Here is a 14,592-nt window from a genome sequence, read left to right on the forward strand (position 1 = left end):
GCGGGTTTATGGAGATTGGGGTTAGGTATCTTGAGATTGAGGCGAACCCGCCCCAACCAAAATCGGTCAAGAGTTGCCCGCGACTTTTCTATAACTCCCATAGGACTGCTATATTGAATTAATCACAAATTGACTAATGATTTCTGGCTGACGATTAATCAGATTCGCTGGAATTGACTGGATATCTGTTTGGGTATAAGGTTCAATTCCATAAACATTAACTTGTAGTTTTTGAGTTTGTGGATCAACAATAAATTCAGTCCAACCAAAGTTATGGACTGCAAAATAAGACCCTTTAATTAACTCCGCATTAATTTTGCTTTCATCTAAACCAATGGGGTCATATCCGAATTCATTCAGTTGATTATTCAGAATATTTTCTACTAATTGATCTTTACTTGAAGCCGTATCTAACCCTGCGTAAAAATCCTTAGTATCCTGGGTAATGGTATCAATAGAACTAAAATTCATAATTTCTGAACCCCAGGTTCCGGGAATAAAACTTTCACCTAAATTTAACTGATAACCGATGGGCCCGACCGTAATTTCAATGGCATCGGTTTGAATTTGGGGTTGATCAAAATTTAATTGATAGGTTAACTCATTAACAATAGTTCCCCCGGCTCCGCCCGAGACAAAAACAACATTTTCGATATTATTTTGATCAATAAATTGTAATAAATCCCGACGTTCGGCGGCATATCCTTCCCAACGGTTCGCAGAATCATATAAACCTAAATTCTGAATGGGAACCGGAGAAAAAACAAATTTCCAGTTGATTCCAGTATTTTGGGCATCTAATAAATTAATCTTTAAATCCTCTAATTGGGCTTTTCCTAATAACGTCCGGTTAGGGTCAAAAGAAGATGCTAAAAATTGATTAATTTGACTGTCTAAAGCTGGGTCAGGAACTTGAGGTAAAGGTGCATCTCTAAAAGAGCGTGCATCTAATACAAATAACGCCCCATCATTACCAAAGGGTTGATATCGATAGAGTTTTTCTTGATTAGCAGTGCGGGGGTCTCCGGTGTTTCCATAGACTTGATTTCCCACGGGATTATACTCTTTCCAGGCTTGCAAACCGATATTAAATTGATCAGTATTATTAATAAATTGTCCGTCAGTTCCAAAAAATAACTGTTGAGCAGATAAAGCAGGATTTTCTCCCCCGGCAAAACCCGTAATTAAATTTTGATCATTCCAAGTGCTATATATTGTTGTTGCAGCTTGTAAATTTGCCCAAGGATTTAGACCTAAACGGGGCGAAACAATCTCATTATATTTAGTTCTAAAATCCAGGGGAGTAACCGCTTGTTTAACACCTGGTAAATCGGGGGAAATGGTATCAGCAGAAATGGTATTTCCTAGTCCTACAAAAAAGTCTAAATTGCGTTCAGGAACATTATTAACTGACATATAGGGCATTAATTCCCCCTGTCCGTCGGCGGTGGCTCCAAATCTTAATCCACGTTGGGTTTCCTGGGTAGCTGGAGTGCGAAAACTTCCCACCGACGATGTTCCTTCTGCATTAGTAAAACGATAAAAATATTGAGTATTTGGAGTTAAATTATTAGCTGTTAACTTAACGGGTTCGGTAATATCTGTGACGTTACTATAAAGAATTCCCAAAGGATTAATAAAACTGAGATTATTCGCATATTCGAGACTAACAGTTCCCGCCGCCGAACTGCGGGTTAAAAATACCGTGGAATTGGGGGTTGTATCCCCGGTGGCGACTCGATTAGGTAAACTAGAACCTTGGGGTTGAATAAAGGGGGTAAATTGACGATTTTCGGCGGCTCCAATGTTAATATAATGTTCGATTCCGGTGAGTTCATCCCGGGCAACGGCAAGGGCAACATCGGGATTTTGAGCTAAATAATATTTAGAATTATAAAGGGGGGTGGGACTGCGATCTTCAAACTGTCCAAAGTTAACAAAATGTTCAATTCCCGTAATATTTCCCTGGGCAACGATGGCGGCAAGAGACGGATTTTCGGTTAAATAATAGGTACTATCAAATAAAATACTGGGGCTGCGATTTTCCAACTGTCCCAGGTTGATATAATGTTCAAATCCACTGGCAAAAGCTCCACTTTTAACCCCTTGGGCAACGTCGGGATTTGTAGCTAAATAATAGGATTCATCGTAAAGGGGACTAGGTTGGCGAACTTGAAATTGACCGGACTCAATAAAGTGTTGAAATCCATTGGCAATAATTCCACTCGCAACGGCGGCGGCTACATCGGGATTTTGTGCTAAATAAAAGGATTCATTAAATAAGCCATTTGCCTGTAACATAAATACAATTGAATAGGGGATTAATCTAGGATTTAATCCAAATTCTATTCTGGGCTGGCTTTAGATGTCAAACCCCAACAATTTTTCCGAAACTAATTAAATAGACTTAAGTTTAAAGTTCTCACCATTTTTTCAATAAAAAATAAACTCCCGATGGAATTTCCTTGCGGGTCAAGGGGTGGACTGTAACAAGCGATCGCCCCCTGTCGCGGAATAATCGATAATACCGCCCCACTCACCCCCGATTTAGTCGGGACTCCCACCTGCACCGCAAACTGTCCCGATGTTTCGTAGAGCCCGCAGGTGAGCATTAAGGTTTTGACGGTGCGACTAGCAATTTCCCATGGGAGGTTCGTCGGTTGTAGCAATAACAAACCCAATTTTGCTAAATCGGAAATGGTGGCGGATAAACAACAGATTTGGTTATAGGTATCTAGGGTGATCTCGGGATGCTCCACATAACCCGCAGCCGCCAGGGTGGAAACCAGGGCTTGGTTTTTGGCGTTGGGGGCTGAACGCACGGACTCCAGAATATCCGGGTCTAAGACTAACTGACAATTGGCGAATTGATTTAACCAGGAACAGAGATACTGACAGCGAGTATCCGCATCCTTTCCCGGAAGTAATCCCGCTAAGGCGATCGCCCCACTATTAATCATGGGATTGCGGGGCCATCCGCCATCGGACTCTAGCTGTTTGAGGGAATTAAACGGTTGATCGGACGGTTGCACCCCCACCCGTTGGAATACCCGCTCCTCCCCCAATTCCAGCAGTCGATTCAATAAGAGAAAGCACTTGATCACACTCATCACCGGAAACCGGAGGGTTTCATTTCCCACCTGATAGGATTGGCCCTGGAGCGTCAGGATTTTAACAACAAATTCCTGGGGGTTCACCTGGGCTAATTGGGGAATATAGCTGGGTAACTGGCCGAATTGACTCCGTTGTTGTCCTTCCTCAACCCAAGTATTGACCTGCTCCTGAGTTAACTGGTATATGGGCTGAAACCCTATATTCACTGAGAATCCCTCCTAATTTGTTGGCTTCAGTCAGGCTTTCTGAAAAAAAATTCCCAGAAAGGCTTGACAAATTAGAAAAAAGCAGTAATAATAAAAATTGTCGCAAAAAAAAGAACGACAGCAAGGGACTGTAGTTCAATTGGTTAGAGCACCGCCCTGTCACGGCGGAAGTTGCGGGTTCGAGCCCCGTCAGTCCCGTTTTAAAGGTTAAAACTAAAAATAATAGTCGCCCATTCTATTATTGTCAAGTTTCTGAATTATGATCGCACTTTGCCATATTATCAAATTCCCAATTGTAGGGGCAGGTTCGAGACTATCTCTGTCAATGATCAGAAATCTGGCTAAACCTGCCCCGAATGCTCTGTTAATTAGCAAAAATCTGGCTAAACCTGCCCCGAATGCGATCGCAAATACCAAAGAAACAGGGGTTTCTAATTCGGTTTCTGGTGGGGGCGGGTTGATTTAGAAACAAGCGATCGCAGGTTCTTCTTCCTCAACTTCTGTAATATATTCTTTAACATGAATTGAAATCTCAAATCCCAAACTATTCAATAATTCAATAAAACCATAAATTTCAGCACAACCTGATTTTGTTAACAGATGATTGAGTTTTTCATAACATAATTTGGCTTCGTTTGATAAATCTTGATTTTGATATTTTGCTTCAATTACCTTAGCGATCGCATTTTTCAATAATTCAGGTTCGGGGTTTTCTTCTTCTAATATTGCGGTCAAAAAACCCGCAGCGTGTTCAGAATTTTTCAGCTTTTCAATGATAAAATCATGATAGGGTTTAGAAGTTGGTATTTTAATGTTTGTCATAATCTTTCCAATACTCCTGAGCTTGACGAATATCTTGTTTTTGGGTGCTTTTATCTCCCCCAAACAGCAATAACACAATTTTTAATCCGATTTGTCCAAAGTAAAGGCGATAACCAGGGCCATAATTAATTCTGAACTCATAAACCCCTGCTCCTACAAAACGGTAATCTCCTAAATTACCTAACGCAATTCGTTCTATCCTTGCATCTATTTTATATTGAGTTTTAGCGTCGCTTAGGGATTCGTACCACTGATCAAAGGGAATTTTACCATCTGGTGTCACATAACGTTGAATCTCCCTGGGTTGACTTTCCATAATATTAATTATAGCGATCGCACTTTGCCATATTATCAAATCCCCCAATTGTAGGGGCAGGTTCGAGACTATCTCTGTCAATGATCAGAAACCTGGCTAAACCTGCCCCGAATGCTCTGTTAATGATCGAAAATCTGGCTAAACCTGCCCCGAATGCGATCGCAAATACCAAAAAAACAGGGTTTCTAATTCGGTTTCTGGTGGGGGCGGGTTGATTTAGATTTTTGCTGATTAACAAAGATTAACGCGAACCCGCCCCTACAGTTTGGGTAATATTAAGATAATTAGGGTGATTGTCATGGGTTGATTTAGACACAAGCGATCGCACTTTCCCCTATTATCAAATCCCCCAATTGTAGGGGCGGGTTCGAGACTATCTCTGTCAATGATCAGAAATCTGGCTAAACCTGCCCCGAATGCTCTGTTAATGATCGAAAATCTGGCTAAACCCGCCCCGAATGCTAAACCCGCCCCAAATGCGATCGCAATACTCAAAGAAACCGGGTTTCTAATTAATATCTTGAGAAACCCGGTTTCTGGTGGGGGCGGGTTTATTCAGATTTCTGCTCATTAACAAAGATTAACGCGAACCCGCCCCTACGGCGCTCGCCACAATTTAATCGTGTTGTCATGACCCGCACTGGCTAACGTCCGACCATCGGGACTGAAGGCTACAGACTGGACATCACTTGAATGTTCGGTGAAAGTAGCAATTTGCCGTTGGTTCTGCACGTCCCACAATTTAATCGTTTTATGACTCCCACTAGCTAACGTCCGACCATCGGGACTGAAGGCTACAGACCTGACAAGATGTGAATGTCCGGTGAGGGTGGCAATTTGCCTTTGGCTCTGGACATCCCAAAATTTAATCGTCTTGTCATGACCCGCACTAGCTAACGTCCGACCATCGGGACTGAAGGCTACAGACCAGATACCAAAAGAGAGTATAGACCAGAAACTAGATGAATGTCCGGTGAGAGTGGCAATACAGATAGGGTTTTGCCAGGATACTTGGGGTGATGGTGTCGGTCGAGGTGTTGACGGTGGTGGCGTTGATAACTTTGGCGCTGGTTGTGGTGGTCGTATTATCTGTAAATTCTGTAACACTTGATTAGCAGAAGAATAACGATCTTCAATATCTTTTTTTAATAACTGATCAAGAACTTTCTTTAATTGTGGACTCAGATTTTGCTTTAAATATTTTTGCCAATTGTTCGTCCAACTGTACCCTTCATCTGACCATAATTCCAGAGGTGAAATTTTAGTTAATAGATAAAAACAAGTTGCTCCTAAACTATATAAATCACTAGCGGGGTAGGCTTCTCCCCCTTGCATTTGTTCCCTCGCTGCATATCCATTAGAACCAACACGGGTTCCGACTTGGGTATTGACTACCGTTCCAGATAAATCTTTCGCTACGCCAAAATCAATTAACACATATTCCCCATTTCCACGACGCATAATATTATCGGGTTTGAGGTCACGGTGAATCACCTTTTGCTGGTGAATAAATTCGAGAACAGGTAATAAACTGATTAATAATTCCTTAACTTGCTGTTCTGTCCAAACTCCTTGTTTTTGTAAAATTTTATCTAAAGTTTCCCCTTCAATATATTGCTGAACTAAATAGAGTTGATTATTTTCCGAGAAATAGGCTGATAACGCCGGAATTTGGGGATGTTGTCCCAGTTGTTGCAGTTGTTTCGCTTCTCGTTCAAATAATTCTAAGACTTTTGTTCCTGGGTTATTAACAACTAACTGTTTAACCACACATTTCTCATTCAGTTTATCCCGATCTTCGGCTAAATAAGTCCGACCAAACCCCCCTTTACCCAAAAATTTGATCCTGCGAAACCGTCTGTACAGCAGCAAGTCGGGTATTTTGACACCGCAGCTTTGACAGTAAACCGTATTATCGGGGTTGTTTGGGTTCTTACATTGGGGGTTGATACAGCAAGTCATCGTTCTCAAGGGTTAGAATATTATCTCTATTTTGTCTCAATTTTGGGAAACTGGAGTATCAACCCGGATATCGTTGTATTAAGGCTCGAACCTTGAGAGGGAGTCCTAAAGGACTCACTACGGTATTAACGCGGATATCGCTGTATTAAGGCTCGAACCTTGAGAGGGAGTCCTTTAGGACTCACTACATATTAACGGGGATATTGGTGCATTAAGGCTCGTACCTGTTCGGCGTGGTAGGAACTGCGGGTTAGGGGAGAAGCCACCACCTGTAAGAAACCGATAGACTCACCAAAATCCCGCCAAGTATCAAATTGTTCGGGTGTGATAAATCCCTGAACGGCTAAATGTTTAGGTGTGGGTTGGAGATATTGACCCAAGGTTAAAATATCACAGTCAACGGCTCGTAAGTCCTCCATGGCTTCCCGAACTTCGGCATCGGTTTCACCCAGTCCCACCATTAACCCAGATTTAGTATAAACCTCGGGTCTGAGTTGGCGCGATCGCTTTAATAACTCCAAACTGCGCTGATAGTCGCCTTGGGGACGAACCCGCCGATACAGACGTTGGATGGTTTCAGTATTGTGGTTGAGAACTTCTGGTTTAGCTTGCAAAATTATTTCTAAGGCGTCCCAGTTACCACACAAATCGGGAATTAAGACCTCAATAGTCGTTTTGGGAGATAGCAAACGCACCCCCTGAATACACCGAACAAACTGGGACGCACCGCCATCGGGTAGGTCATCCCGGTTGACAGAAGTGATCACAACATGATTTAAGTTCAGGCGTCGCACCGCTTCCGCTAGTCTTTCCGGTTCAGTAGTATCTAGGGGTTGGGGTTTTTTCTCGAAATCAATATCACAGTAGGGACAAGCCCGGGTACAAGCTGGCCCCATAATTAAAAATGTAGCGGTTCCAGCATTGAAGCATTCCCCAATGTTGGGACAGGAGGCTTCCTCACAGACGGTGTTTAAGCCTAAATCCCGCAAAATCCCTTTAACGTTGCCAACACGCTCCCATTGAGGGGCTTTGACTCTTAACCAGTCTGGCTTGACTACCACGGGCTACCTTTTCCTAATAAATTCACATCTTTATAGATCCTAACTGATCTTTTATGTGTTATACTCACTAAAGGTGTCTTAATTAAGGCATCGGGATGTAGCGCAGCTTGGTAGCGCACCGCGTTCGGGACGCGGGGGTCGTAGGTTCAAATCCTATCATCCCGATTTTTATTAAAAGCAAAACTTACGGGGTATTGTGATATGACCGGATCACAATTAGGCGATCGCACCTCTAAAATATACGATTTCGACTTTTGTTTGTGGGCTGAGGAAACAGAATTACCTTTCGGTAAATTTCCCAGTCAGTCCCCTTTTACTCCTGAACAAACTCTGGATCAAGATTTTTTACCGATCTAAGGACGGGATCAGATGTTAGAAAATGATCGACAAAGGTTGAGTGAAAAGTAACTAATAAATTTCTTAACTATAAATCAGGATGTTCTATTAATTGTTCTATAACTATCTCTTTTTTGTCTTTAGGGAGATAATCAAAAACCTTTTTTATAAGTTCTGGAGAGGCATTTTCAGCAAACCAATCATCACTGGGATTTTCCTTAATATTCAAAACATATTTTAAACGTTTTTCTATCTCTTCTTTATCCCACTTATCCAGTTGTCCAGTTCGAGTTAACCAATTTCCCTCTGAGTCTTTGAAGCAATTAGCATCAACAGTATCGAGTTGATGAATTAGAGCATAGGAATTTCTATCAAGACCATTTTTACTGGTAAAATTAATAGGATAGGTTGTCGGTAAACCTTTATAGGTTTCTTGCGAGGTTAGGGGAATCACGATAAAAGTTTTGATGTACCTGGCTTCATCTTGAAATTGATCGCTTGTCCAAACAATATAAGGATGCTCTCCCCTAAAAACTCGACTAGAATTAATAGTTAGTGTACAAGAAGTGGTCTTACATTCCACTTCACCCGCTTCATCTAAATCATAAATATGAACATGATTTCGTTGACAACGTAGAGATACCCTAGAGGGATTGATCCTGTAAATCCAACCTTGTCGAGGTTTTTGTCCAGCCATTTTTTATCCTAATTCAATCATTAGTTTTTCTCTTTCTTTGTCGAGATTCAGCCTGACTTTTTCATCAGGTTTATGAATATTTTTAACCTCGACCATTGGTGCAGTATTATATACATACTCTAATAGCTGATCCACTTTATTTTGACTTAAACCTGCCCATTCTCGTCTAATATTCTCAAGCATAAGTGTCAAACCTAGAGGAAGTTTTAGTTCTTCTACATTACCTGCTTCTGAACCGATGTTTAGCTGGATTATATTTCCCTGTGGTAGTCTCTGAATAATCTTTTGATCCTCCATTTTATTTAATGCAGTGTCTATATCTTCATGCCAAGGGCCAAATTTGTACAAATACCAATCGAGTTCAGTAAGTTGTTTCCCAGTCCATTTAACAGAATAAAGATCAGCTAGATATAAAAATTTGACCATCTGGGTTTTAGTGATATAGCCTTTTGTCTCATAGACAAAATACTGAATTAGTTTCTCTAACATGGCTTTTTCCTATTATGAAAAGAAGGTTGAGAATCAAGTATATAAATTAGATTTTTTAGATGAATTTTAGAATGATTCCCTATTGTAACACAAAACCGGAACCCTAAACCTTGCCTGACAATTAACGCTCATCTATCAAACTAGGGTAATTAGGCATAAATTGAGTAATTAACCGGGATCGGAACTAGACTGATGATACAGAGAAGATTGATATAAAACCTTTTCTTGATGGGTGATCAGGGTACAGTCTGAACGAGGGTAAGCAACACAGGTTACAGTATAGCCCATGGCAATTTCCCCAGGACGGAGAAATTTTTGTTCACTTTGATCCACTTGACCCTGGAGGAGTTTAGCCACACAAGCGGAACAATCTCCTTGTTTACATCCTGATGGTAGACGAATCCCGTTGTCTTCTGCAATATCGAGAATATATTGGTCATCAGGAACTGCAATTGTGCAATCTAAACCTTCAGCTTCGTTAATCAGGCGGACTTGATAAACCATGGTCATAAAAATTTGACTCAATTATATTTCAGGGTTAGCTTATTTTTTGATTATAAAAGAAGGAGGAGATGATTAAAAGAATAAGTCCCCGAAAAGAAACAACCAAAAGGTTAATCATGATGATCCCAGTATATTCTTGATATTTTTTTGAGTAAAACCTAATTTAAACATTTTTTTATGCGCCCTTTAAGTCCTCGACCGTCGATTAATTATTTACCCATAGAACAATTTAAACCGAATCTGAAATTATTGATCCTGCTATGGCAATTTTCTCGCCTTCGGTATATTCAAGTCTACTCTCAATTGTTTGCCAGTTTAATTCTAGCAGTACAAATTAATTGCGCCTTAACTGCGGTGAGTCGTCCTCTGTTGGCGGAAATTCCAGATTCTTTGCCCTCCGATCATTCTATTGTCCCGATTCCTCCTCAACCTGGACGCACCGAACCCCAACTTCCTGAACCCCTACCCCCAACAGAACGTCTGTTTTCTCCATTGGTTCCCACGCCAACAACTCCAGACAATATTCCAGATAGTCCCAATACTATTAATATTGAACGCTTTAATTTTGAAGGTAATACAGTTTTTTCTGATCAAAAATTAGCTGAAGTTACCAAAGATTTTGTTGGTCGTCCGATTACTTTTACGGAACTATTGCAAGCCCGTTCTGCGGTAACGGATTTATATATTAAACAGGGTTATATTACCTCTGGGGCATTTATTCCGGCTCAACCTTTAACCAATGGAATTGTTACTATTTCAATTTTAGAAGGGAAAGTTACGGAGATTAATATTAAAGGAAAAGGACGTTTAAACCCCAACTATATTAAGAGTCGGTTAGAATTAGTGACTCAGAAACCCTTTAATCAAAAACATCTGTTACAAACTTTACAATTGCTACAACTTGATCCAGTGGTGAAAACGATTTCGGCGGAATTGGCAGCGGGAACTCAACCTGGGGAAAGTATTCTAAATATTGAGTTTCAAACGGCAAAAACCTTTGATCTGAATTTATTTACCAATAATAATCGGTCTCCGGCGGTGGGATCTTGGCAACGGGGAATTGAAGTCAAAGAAGGGAATTTATTAGGACAGGGCGATCGCTTAGAATTATCCTTTAGTAATACCCAAGGAAGTAGTATTGGAGATGTTTTATATACCTTTCCCCTGACATCTCGAAATGCCACATTAGGATTTTATTTCAACTCGACTAATAGCCAAATTATTGAACCGCCTTTTGACAATTTGGATATTAGGGGGAATAGTCGGACGTATGAATTGCGATTTCGCCAACCGATTATCCGCACCCCAACGGAGGAATTGGCATTAGGATTAACCTTTGGCCGTCAGGAAAGTGACACAAGTATTTTAGGAGTGGGTTTTCCCCTGTCCAGGGGGGCCGAGGATGATGGAAAAACCCGACTTTCAATTGTGCGATTTTTTCAAGAATATACGAATCAGGGGCCAAAACAGGTCTTAGCGGTGCGATCGCAACTCAGTTTTGGGGTAGGATTATTGGATGCCACCCTCAGTTCCGATCAACCCGATAGTCGATATTTTTCCTGGCGCGGTCAAGCCCAATGGGTACGTTTATTAGCGCCCGATACGATTTTTTTACTCCGTTCTGATGTTCAACTCACCAACCAAGAATTACTCGCTTTAGAACAGATGGGACTGGGGGGTTTAGAGAGTGTGCGAGGGTATCGTCAAGATGTTTTGTTACGCGATAATGTGGTATTTGCCTCCGCAGAATTGCGTTATCCAATTTTGAGAACTAAAAATGGTGAAGGCATCCTCCAACTTACACCTTTTATAGATTTTGGTCAGGCTTGGAATGCGCCCGGAGAATTGACATTGCCCGATCGCACATTATTATCAATTGGGTTAGGATTAAAGTGGCAATATGGCGATCGCATAACCGCACAGATTGACTGGGGCATTCCCTTAATTAAATTAGAGTCTCGCGATCGCAGTTTACAGGAACAAGGGATTTATTTCCTTTTCAATTGGAAACCCTTCTAACCCCGTAGTAAGCCCTTCAGGGCTTTCTCACCCCAAACTTTGTAAAGTTGAATTAATTGTTAGATCGAATTTCAGTATAATAGATAACAATTAATTGCAGCAAAAAATCATAATTTTTCGATGAGATTCCCCGGTTGCGGTGGGAATTTTCCAGAAAAGGACTCAATTCATAGACAAACTCCTGCAACTAATTATACAATGGAGGGTAACACCCCTCATCAGGGTAATATTCAATTTTATTGAATTCAGATCTTCCATCTTGTATAAACAAATGGAGTTTTCCTAACCCAATTTTGACTGAGGGAGTGTCAAATCGTGGATAAACAAGTTCAACCCACTACTATTTCCAACCCCTCCGACCCCCCTGGGACTGGGTTCGGTGTCCCAGATTCTGCCCACTCCGATCCAGATTATTTCCGTCGCTTCGTGGAATATCTGCCGACGGCCATGGCGATGGTTGACCCGCAACTGCGATATTTAGCCGTATCCCGCCAATGGCAACAGGACTATGGCGAAGGCAATATTAATTTAATCGGTTCGGCTCATCAACAATGGTTTCCCCATTTACCGGAAATTTGGTATCAGAATGCCGAACTATCTTTGGCGGGGAAATTACCCCGTTGGGAACTGGAAACCTACCACCCTTTAACCCAGGGTTCTATTCAGTGGAATAAATGGGTAGTTCAACCTTGGCAAACCGCATCGGGAGAGATTGGCGGGTTGATTTTATACCTAGAAGTAATTACGCCTCAAAAACAATTACAAGAAAAATTACAACTGACTCAAAAAGCATTTGATCAGGCAGCAACAGCTATTTTCTGGATGACTTTAGAAGGTAATTTTTGCTATGTGAATCAGTCCGCCTGTCGGATGTTGGGCTATACGGAAAGTGAATTACTGCAACTAAATATTCATAATATTGATCCCGATTTAACTACCGTGGTTTGGCAGGAATATTGCCAAGAATTAAAACAAAAAGGATCATTAACCTTTGAGTCCAGTTATCAAAGAAAATCCGGTTCTATTTTTCCGGTTAATTTTAAAATTAATTATTTAGAATTAGAGTCCTCCGATCCGACTTTAACCGTTGAAACCGAATTCGGTGCAGTTTCAGTTCCGGGTTTACCCTTAATTTGTGGTTTTGCCCATGATATTTCTGAACAAAAAGCCACGTCTTCTGCCATTTTAGCCTCCAAGGATCAATTAGAAGCCGTATTAAATGCCGTCCCCGGGTTAGTCTCTTGGATTAGTTCCGATTTAAAATATTTAGGGGTGAATCGCCATTTAGCCAATTCCTACAATGTTCCGGCGGAAACCTTCATCGGGAAAGAGGTGGGATTTCTCCAAACTAGCCCAGAATTTAATCAATTTGTCTATGAATTTTTTGCTCAAGATCACTGGAAAAGTTCCCGGGAACTAACGGCTAATGTCCGAGGATTTCCCTGTACTTATTTAATTGTTGCCCAAAAATATCACCGAGGTTCGGCGGCGGTTTTTGTGGGTTTAGATATTACCGAACGTCAACAAATGGAGCAAGCGTTACGGCGCAGTGAAGAACAAGAAGCCAAACGACGAGCCGAATTAGAAACCATTTTAACTCAACTTCAACGCACCCAAACCCAACTAATTCAAACCGAAAAAATGTCATCCTTGGGGCAGTTGGTGGCGGGAATTGCCCATGAAATTAATAATCCAGTGAGTTTTATTTCGGGAAATATTGCTCATGCTAAAAATTATATTGAAGATTTAATGAATTTAGTTAGCTTATATCAACAGTATTATCCTGAAATTGTTCCTGAAATTGCCGATGAGATAGAAGAAGTCAATTTGAGCTTTTTAAAGCAGGATTTACCCCGGATGTTAGAGTCGATGAAAGTGGGAGCCGAACGAATTAGAGATGTCGTGCGATCGCTGCGTCATTTCACCCGTTTAGATGAATCTCAAATGAAGTTTGTTGATATTCATGAAGGGTTAGATAGTACCATCTTAATCTTACAAAATCGTCTGCAAGCAAAAGCCGGAAGATCGGGTATTACTTTAGTTAAGGAATATAGTTCGTTACCCAAAGTTGGTTGCTATGCGGGACAACTAAATCAAGTGTTTATGAATTTACTTACCTACACCATTGATCGTTTAGAAGCCACCAGTTTGAAGGATGATTTAGTGGATCAACCTAAAATTACCATTCGCACCTATTTAGAGAATGAAAATACCGTTGCTATTTCGATCGCAGATAATGGAATTGGGATGTCGGAAATAGAACGGAAAAGCATTTTTGATCCCTTTATTCCCCCACAATTACAAGGGAAAGGTACCAGTTTAGGACTATCAATTGCTTATCATTTAGTCACAGATAAACACCACGGGGAACTCACCTGTTTTTCAGCATTAGGAACCGGAACTAACTTTTTAATCGAAATTCCTTTAGGGAATTAGATTGCAATTTATTGCCAAATTTCTGTTAAATCTAATATAAATCCAGGTAGGATATCTTCACCGGATAAACTCAAGGGTTGTTGTACAATTTCTATATCTTGATTTTGCCGATAAATACTAACGGTTTGATGTTTTTGGTCAATTAACCAACCCAAACGCACACCATTTTCTATATATTCTTGCATTTTCTCTTGCAGTGCATTCAAACTATCGGTTTTAGACCGTAATTCTAAGACAAAATCAGGAGAAATAGGGGCAAAACTTTGTTGTTGTTCAGGGGTTAGTTGTTGCCATCGTTTGTGAGATATCCAAGCAGCATCAGGAGAACGATCGGCACCATTAGGAAGATGAAACCCGGTGGAAGAATCAAAGGTTTTTCCCAATTTATTTTGATGATTCCAGAACCAAAGTTGTCCGTTGATATCTGAATTTTTAGATCCGGTATCACTTCCTGTCGGGGGCATAACAATTAATTCTCCAGTAACAGTTCTTTCTAACTTTAAATCGCGGTTAGCGATCGCAATTTCCATAAATTGTTCAGAAGTTACCATTAATTGAACCGTTGAGGGAATATTAACAGGTAATGTAGAAGATGATAATCCCATAGTTTTATCCTTAAACTTAAAGCTG

The 14,592-nt window shown here is 40.8% G+C and carries 16 protein-coding genes and 2 tRNA genes; 8 read left to right on the forward strand and 10 right to left on the reverse strand.

Annotation, left to right across the window (positions count from 1 at the left end; genetic code table 11):
• Positions 1-108: 108 nt before the first annotated feature.
• Both AC2D3N_RS08185 and glsA read right to left on the reverse strand, forming a co-directional pair.
• Positions 109-2,301: an alkaline phosphatase D family protein gene (locus AC2D3N_RS08185; protein WP_484693319.1), complete on the reverse strand. Its 2,193-nt coding sequence runs from the start codon at positions 2,299-2,301 to the stop codon at positions 109-111.
• Between the two features lie 92 nt (positions 2,302-2,393).
• Complete coding sequence (gene glsA / locus AC2D3N_RS08190; RefSeq protein ID WP_484693320.1) at positions 2,394-3,320, reverse strand: glutaminase A; 927 nt, start codon at positions 3,318-3,320, stop codon at positions 2,394-2,396.
• 124 nt (positions 3,321-3,444) lie between these two features.
• Here glsA and AC2D3N_RS08195 point away from each other — a divergent pair.
• Together AC2D3N_RS08195 and AC2D3N_RS08200 are read left to right on the forward strand one after the other, a co-directional pair.
• Positions 3,445-3,518, forward strand: a tRNA-Asp gene (locus AC2D3N_RS08195).
• Positions 3,519-3,645: 127 nt separating this feature from the next.
• A complete protein-coding gene (locus tag AC2D3N_RS08200) occupies positions 3,646-3,786 on the forward strand; it encodes a hypothetical protein (protein ID WP_159451494.1) in 141 nt (46 codons plus the stop codon).
• Here the strand turns inward: AC2D3N_RS08200 and AC2D3N_RS08205 are convergent.
• Both AC2D3N_RS08205 and AC2D3N_RS08210 read right to left on the reverse strand, forming a co-directional pair.
• On the reverse strand, positions 3,783-4,142 hold the full coding sequence (locus AC2D3N_RS08205) for a hypothetical protein (RefSeq protein WP_042153014.1): 360 nt from the start codon (positions 4,140-4,142) through the stop codon (positions 3,783-3,785). The genes AC2D3N_RS08200 and AC2D3N_RS08205 overlap by 4 nt on opposite strands.
• Positions 4,129-4,458 (reverse strand): type II toxin-antitoxin system RelE/ParE family toxin, encoded by a 330-nt coding sequence (locus tag AC2D3N_RS08210; RefSeq protein WP_079676879.1) that lies wholly within the window; start codon positions 4,456-4,458, stop codon positions 4,129-4,131. The genes AC2D3N_RS08205 and AC2D3N_RS08210 overlap by 14 nt, the downstream gene beginning before the upstream one ends.
• 80 nt (positions 4,459-4,538) lie before the next feature.
• On the opposite strand from AC2D3N_RS08210, the gene AC2D3N_RS08215 reads away from it, so the two are divergent.
• Both AC2D3N_RS08215 and AC2D3N_RS08220 read left to right on the forward strand, forming a co-directional pair.
• Positions 4,539-4,673 carry a hypothetical protein gene (locus AC2D3N_RS08215; protein WP_484693321.1) on the forward strand — a complete coding sequence of 45 codons (135 nt, stop codon included), beginning with the start codon at positions 4,539-4,541 and terminating at the stop codon, positions 4,671-4,673.
• Positions 4,674-4,843: 170 nt separating this feature from the next.
• Positions 4,844-5,032, forward strand: coding sequence for a hypothetical protein (locus tag AC2D3N_RS08220; protein ID WP_484693322.1), 189 nt, complete (start codon positions 4,844-4,846; stop codon positions 5,030-5,032).
• A 23-nt stretch (positions 5,033-5,055) separates the two neighbouring features.
• On the opposite strand, the gene AC2D3N_RS08225 is transcribed toward AC2D3N_RS08220, so the two are convergent.
• Both AC2D3N_RS08225 and lipA read right to left on the reverse strand, forming a co-directional pair.
• Positions 5,056-6,420: a protein kinase domain-containing protein gene (locus AC2D3N_RS08225; protein WP_484693323.1), complete on the reverse strand. Its 1,365-nt coding sequence runs from the start codon at positions 6,418-6,420 to the stop codon at positions 5,056-5,058.
• A 191-nt stretch (positions 6,421-6,611) separates the two neighbouring features.
• Complete coding sequence (lipA, locus tag AC2D3N_RS08230; RefSeq protein WP_484693324.1) at positions 6,612-7,481, reverse strand: lipoyl synthase; 870 nt, start codon at positions 7,479-7,481, stop codon at positions 6,612-6,614.
• 91 nt (positions 7,482-7,572) lie between these two features.
• On the opposite strand from lipA, the gene AC2D3N_RS08235 reads away from it, so the two are divergent.
• Positions 7,573-7,646 (forward strand) — tRNA-Pro (locus AC2D3N_RS08235).
• Positions 7,647-7,682: 36 nt separating this feature from the next.
• Positions 7,683-7,838, forward strand: a complete 156-nt coding sequence (locus AC2D3N_RS08240) for a DUF29 family protein (protein WP_484693325.1) — start codon at positions 7,683-7,685, stop codon at positions 7,836-7,838.
• A 67-nt stretch (positions 7,839-7,905) separates the two neighbouring features.
• Here the strand turns inward: AC2D3N_RS08240 and AC2D3N_RS08245 are convergent, their stop codons facing one another.
• From AC2D3N_RS08245 to AC2D3N_RS08255, 3 genes are all read right to left on the reverse strand, one after another.
• On the reverse strand, positions 7,906-8,514 hold the full coding sequence (locus tag AC2D3N_RS08245) for a type II toxin-antitoxin system PemK/MazF family toxin (protein ID WP_484693326.1): 609 nt from the start codon (positions 8,512-8,514) through the stop codon (positions 7,906-7,908).
• 3 nt (positions 8,515-8,517) lie between these two features.
• Positions 8,518-9,003: a type II toxin-antitoxin system antitoxin SocA domain-containing protein gene (locus AC2D3N_RS08250; RefSeq protein ID WP_484693327.1), complete on the reverse strand. Its 486-nt coding sequence runs from the start codon at positions 9,001-9,003 to the stop codon at positions 8,518-8,520.
• Between the two features lie 168 nt (positions 9,004-9,171).
• Complete coding sequence (locus AC2D3N_RS08255) at positions 9,172-9,507, reverse strand: 2Fe-2S iron-sulfur cluster-binding protein (protein ID WP_200816695.1); 336 nt, start codon at positions 9,505-9,507, stop codon at positions 9,172-9,174.
• A 177-nt stretch (positions 9,508-9,684) separates the two neighbouring features.
• On the opposite strand from AC2D3N_RS08255, the gene AC2D3N_RS08260 reads away from it, so the two are divergent.
• The gene (locus tag AC2D3N_RS08260) at positions 9,685-11,526 is read left to right on the forward strand and encodes a ShlB/FhaC/HecB family hemolysin secretion/activation protein (protein WP_484693328.1); all 1,842 of its coding nucleotides are present in this window, start codon (positions 9,685-9,687) and stop codon (positions 11,524-11,526) included.
• Between the two features lie 315 nt (positions 11,527-11,841).
• Complete coding sequence (locus AC2D3N_RS08265) at positions 11,842-13,962, forward strand: PAS domain S-box protein (protein WP_234996589.1); 2,121 nt, start codon at positions 11,842-11,844, stop codon at positions 13,960-13,962.
• An 8-nt stretch (positions 13,963-13,970) separates the two neighbouring features.
• Here AC2D3N_RS08265 and AC2D3N_RS08270 read toward each other — a convergent pair whose 3' ends face one another.
• Positions 13,971-14,567 (reverse strand): Uma2 family endonuclease, encoded by a 597-nt coding sequence (locus tag AC2D3N_RS08270; protein WP_484693329.1) that lies wholly within the window; start codon positions 14,565-14,567, stop codon positions 13,971-13,973.
• Positions 14,568-14,592 lie beyond the last annotated feature (25 nt).

This window comes from Planktothrix sp. PLAVEN19ND (genome assembly GCF_057220675.1).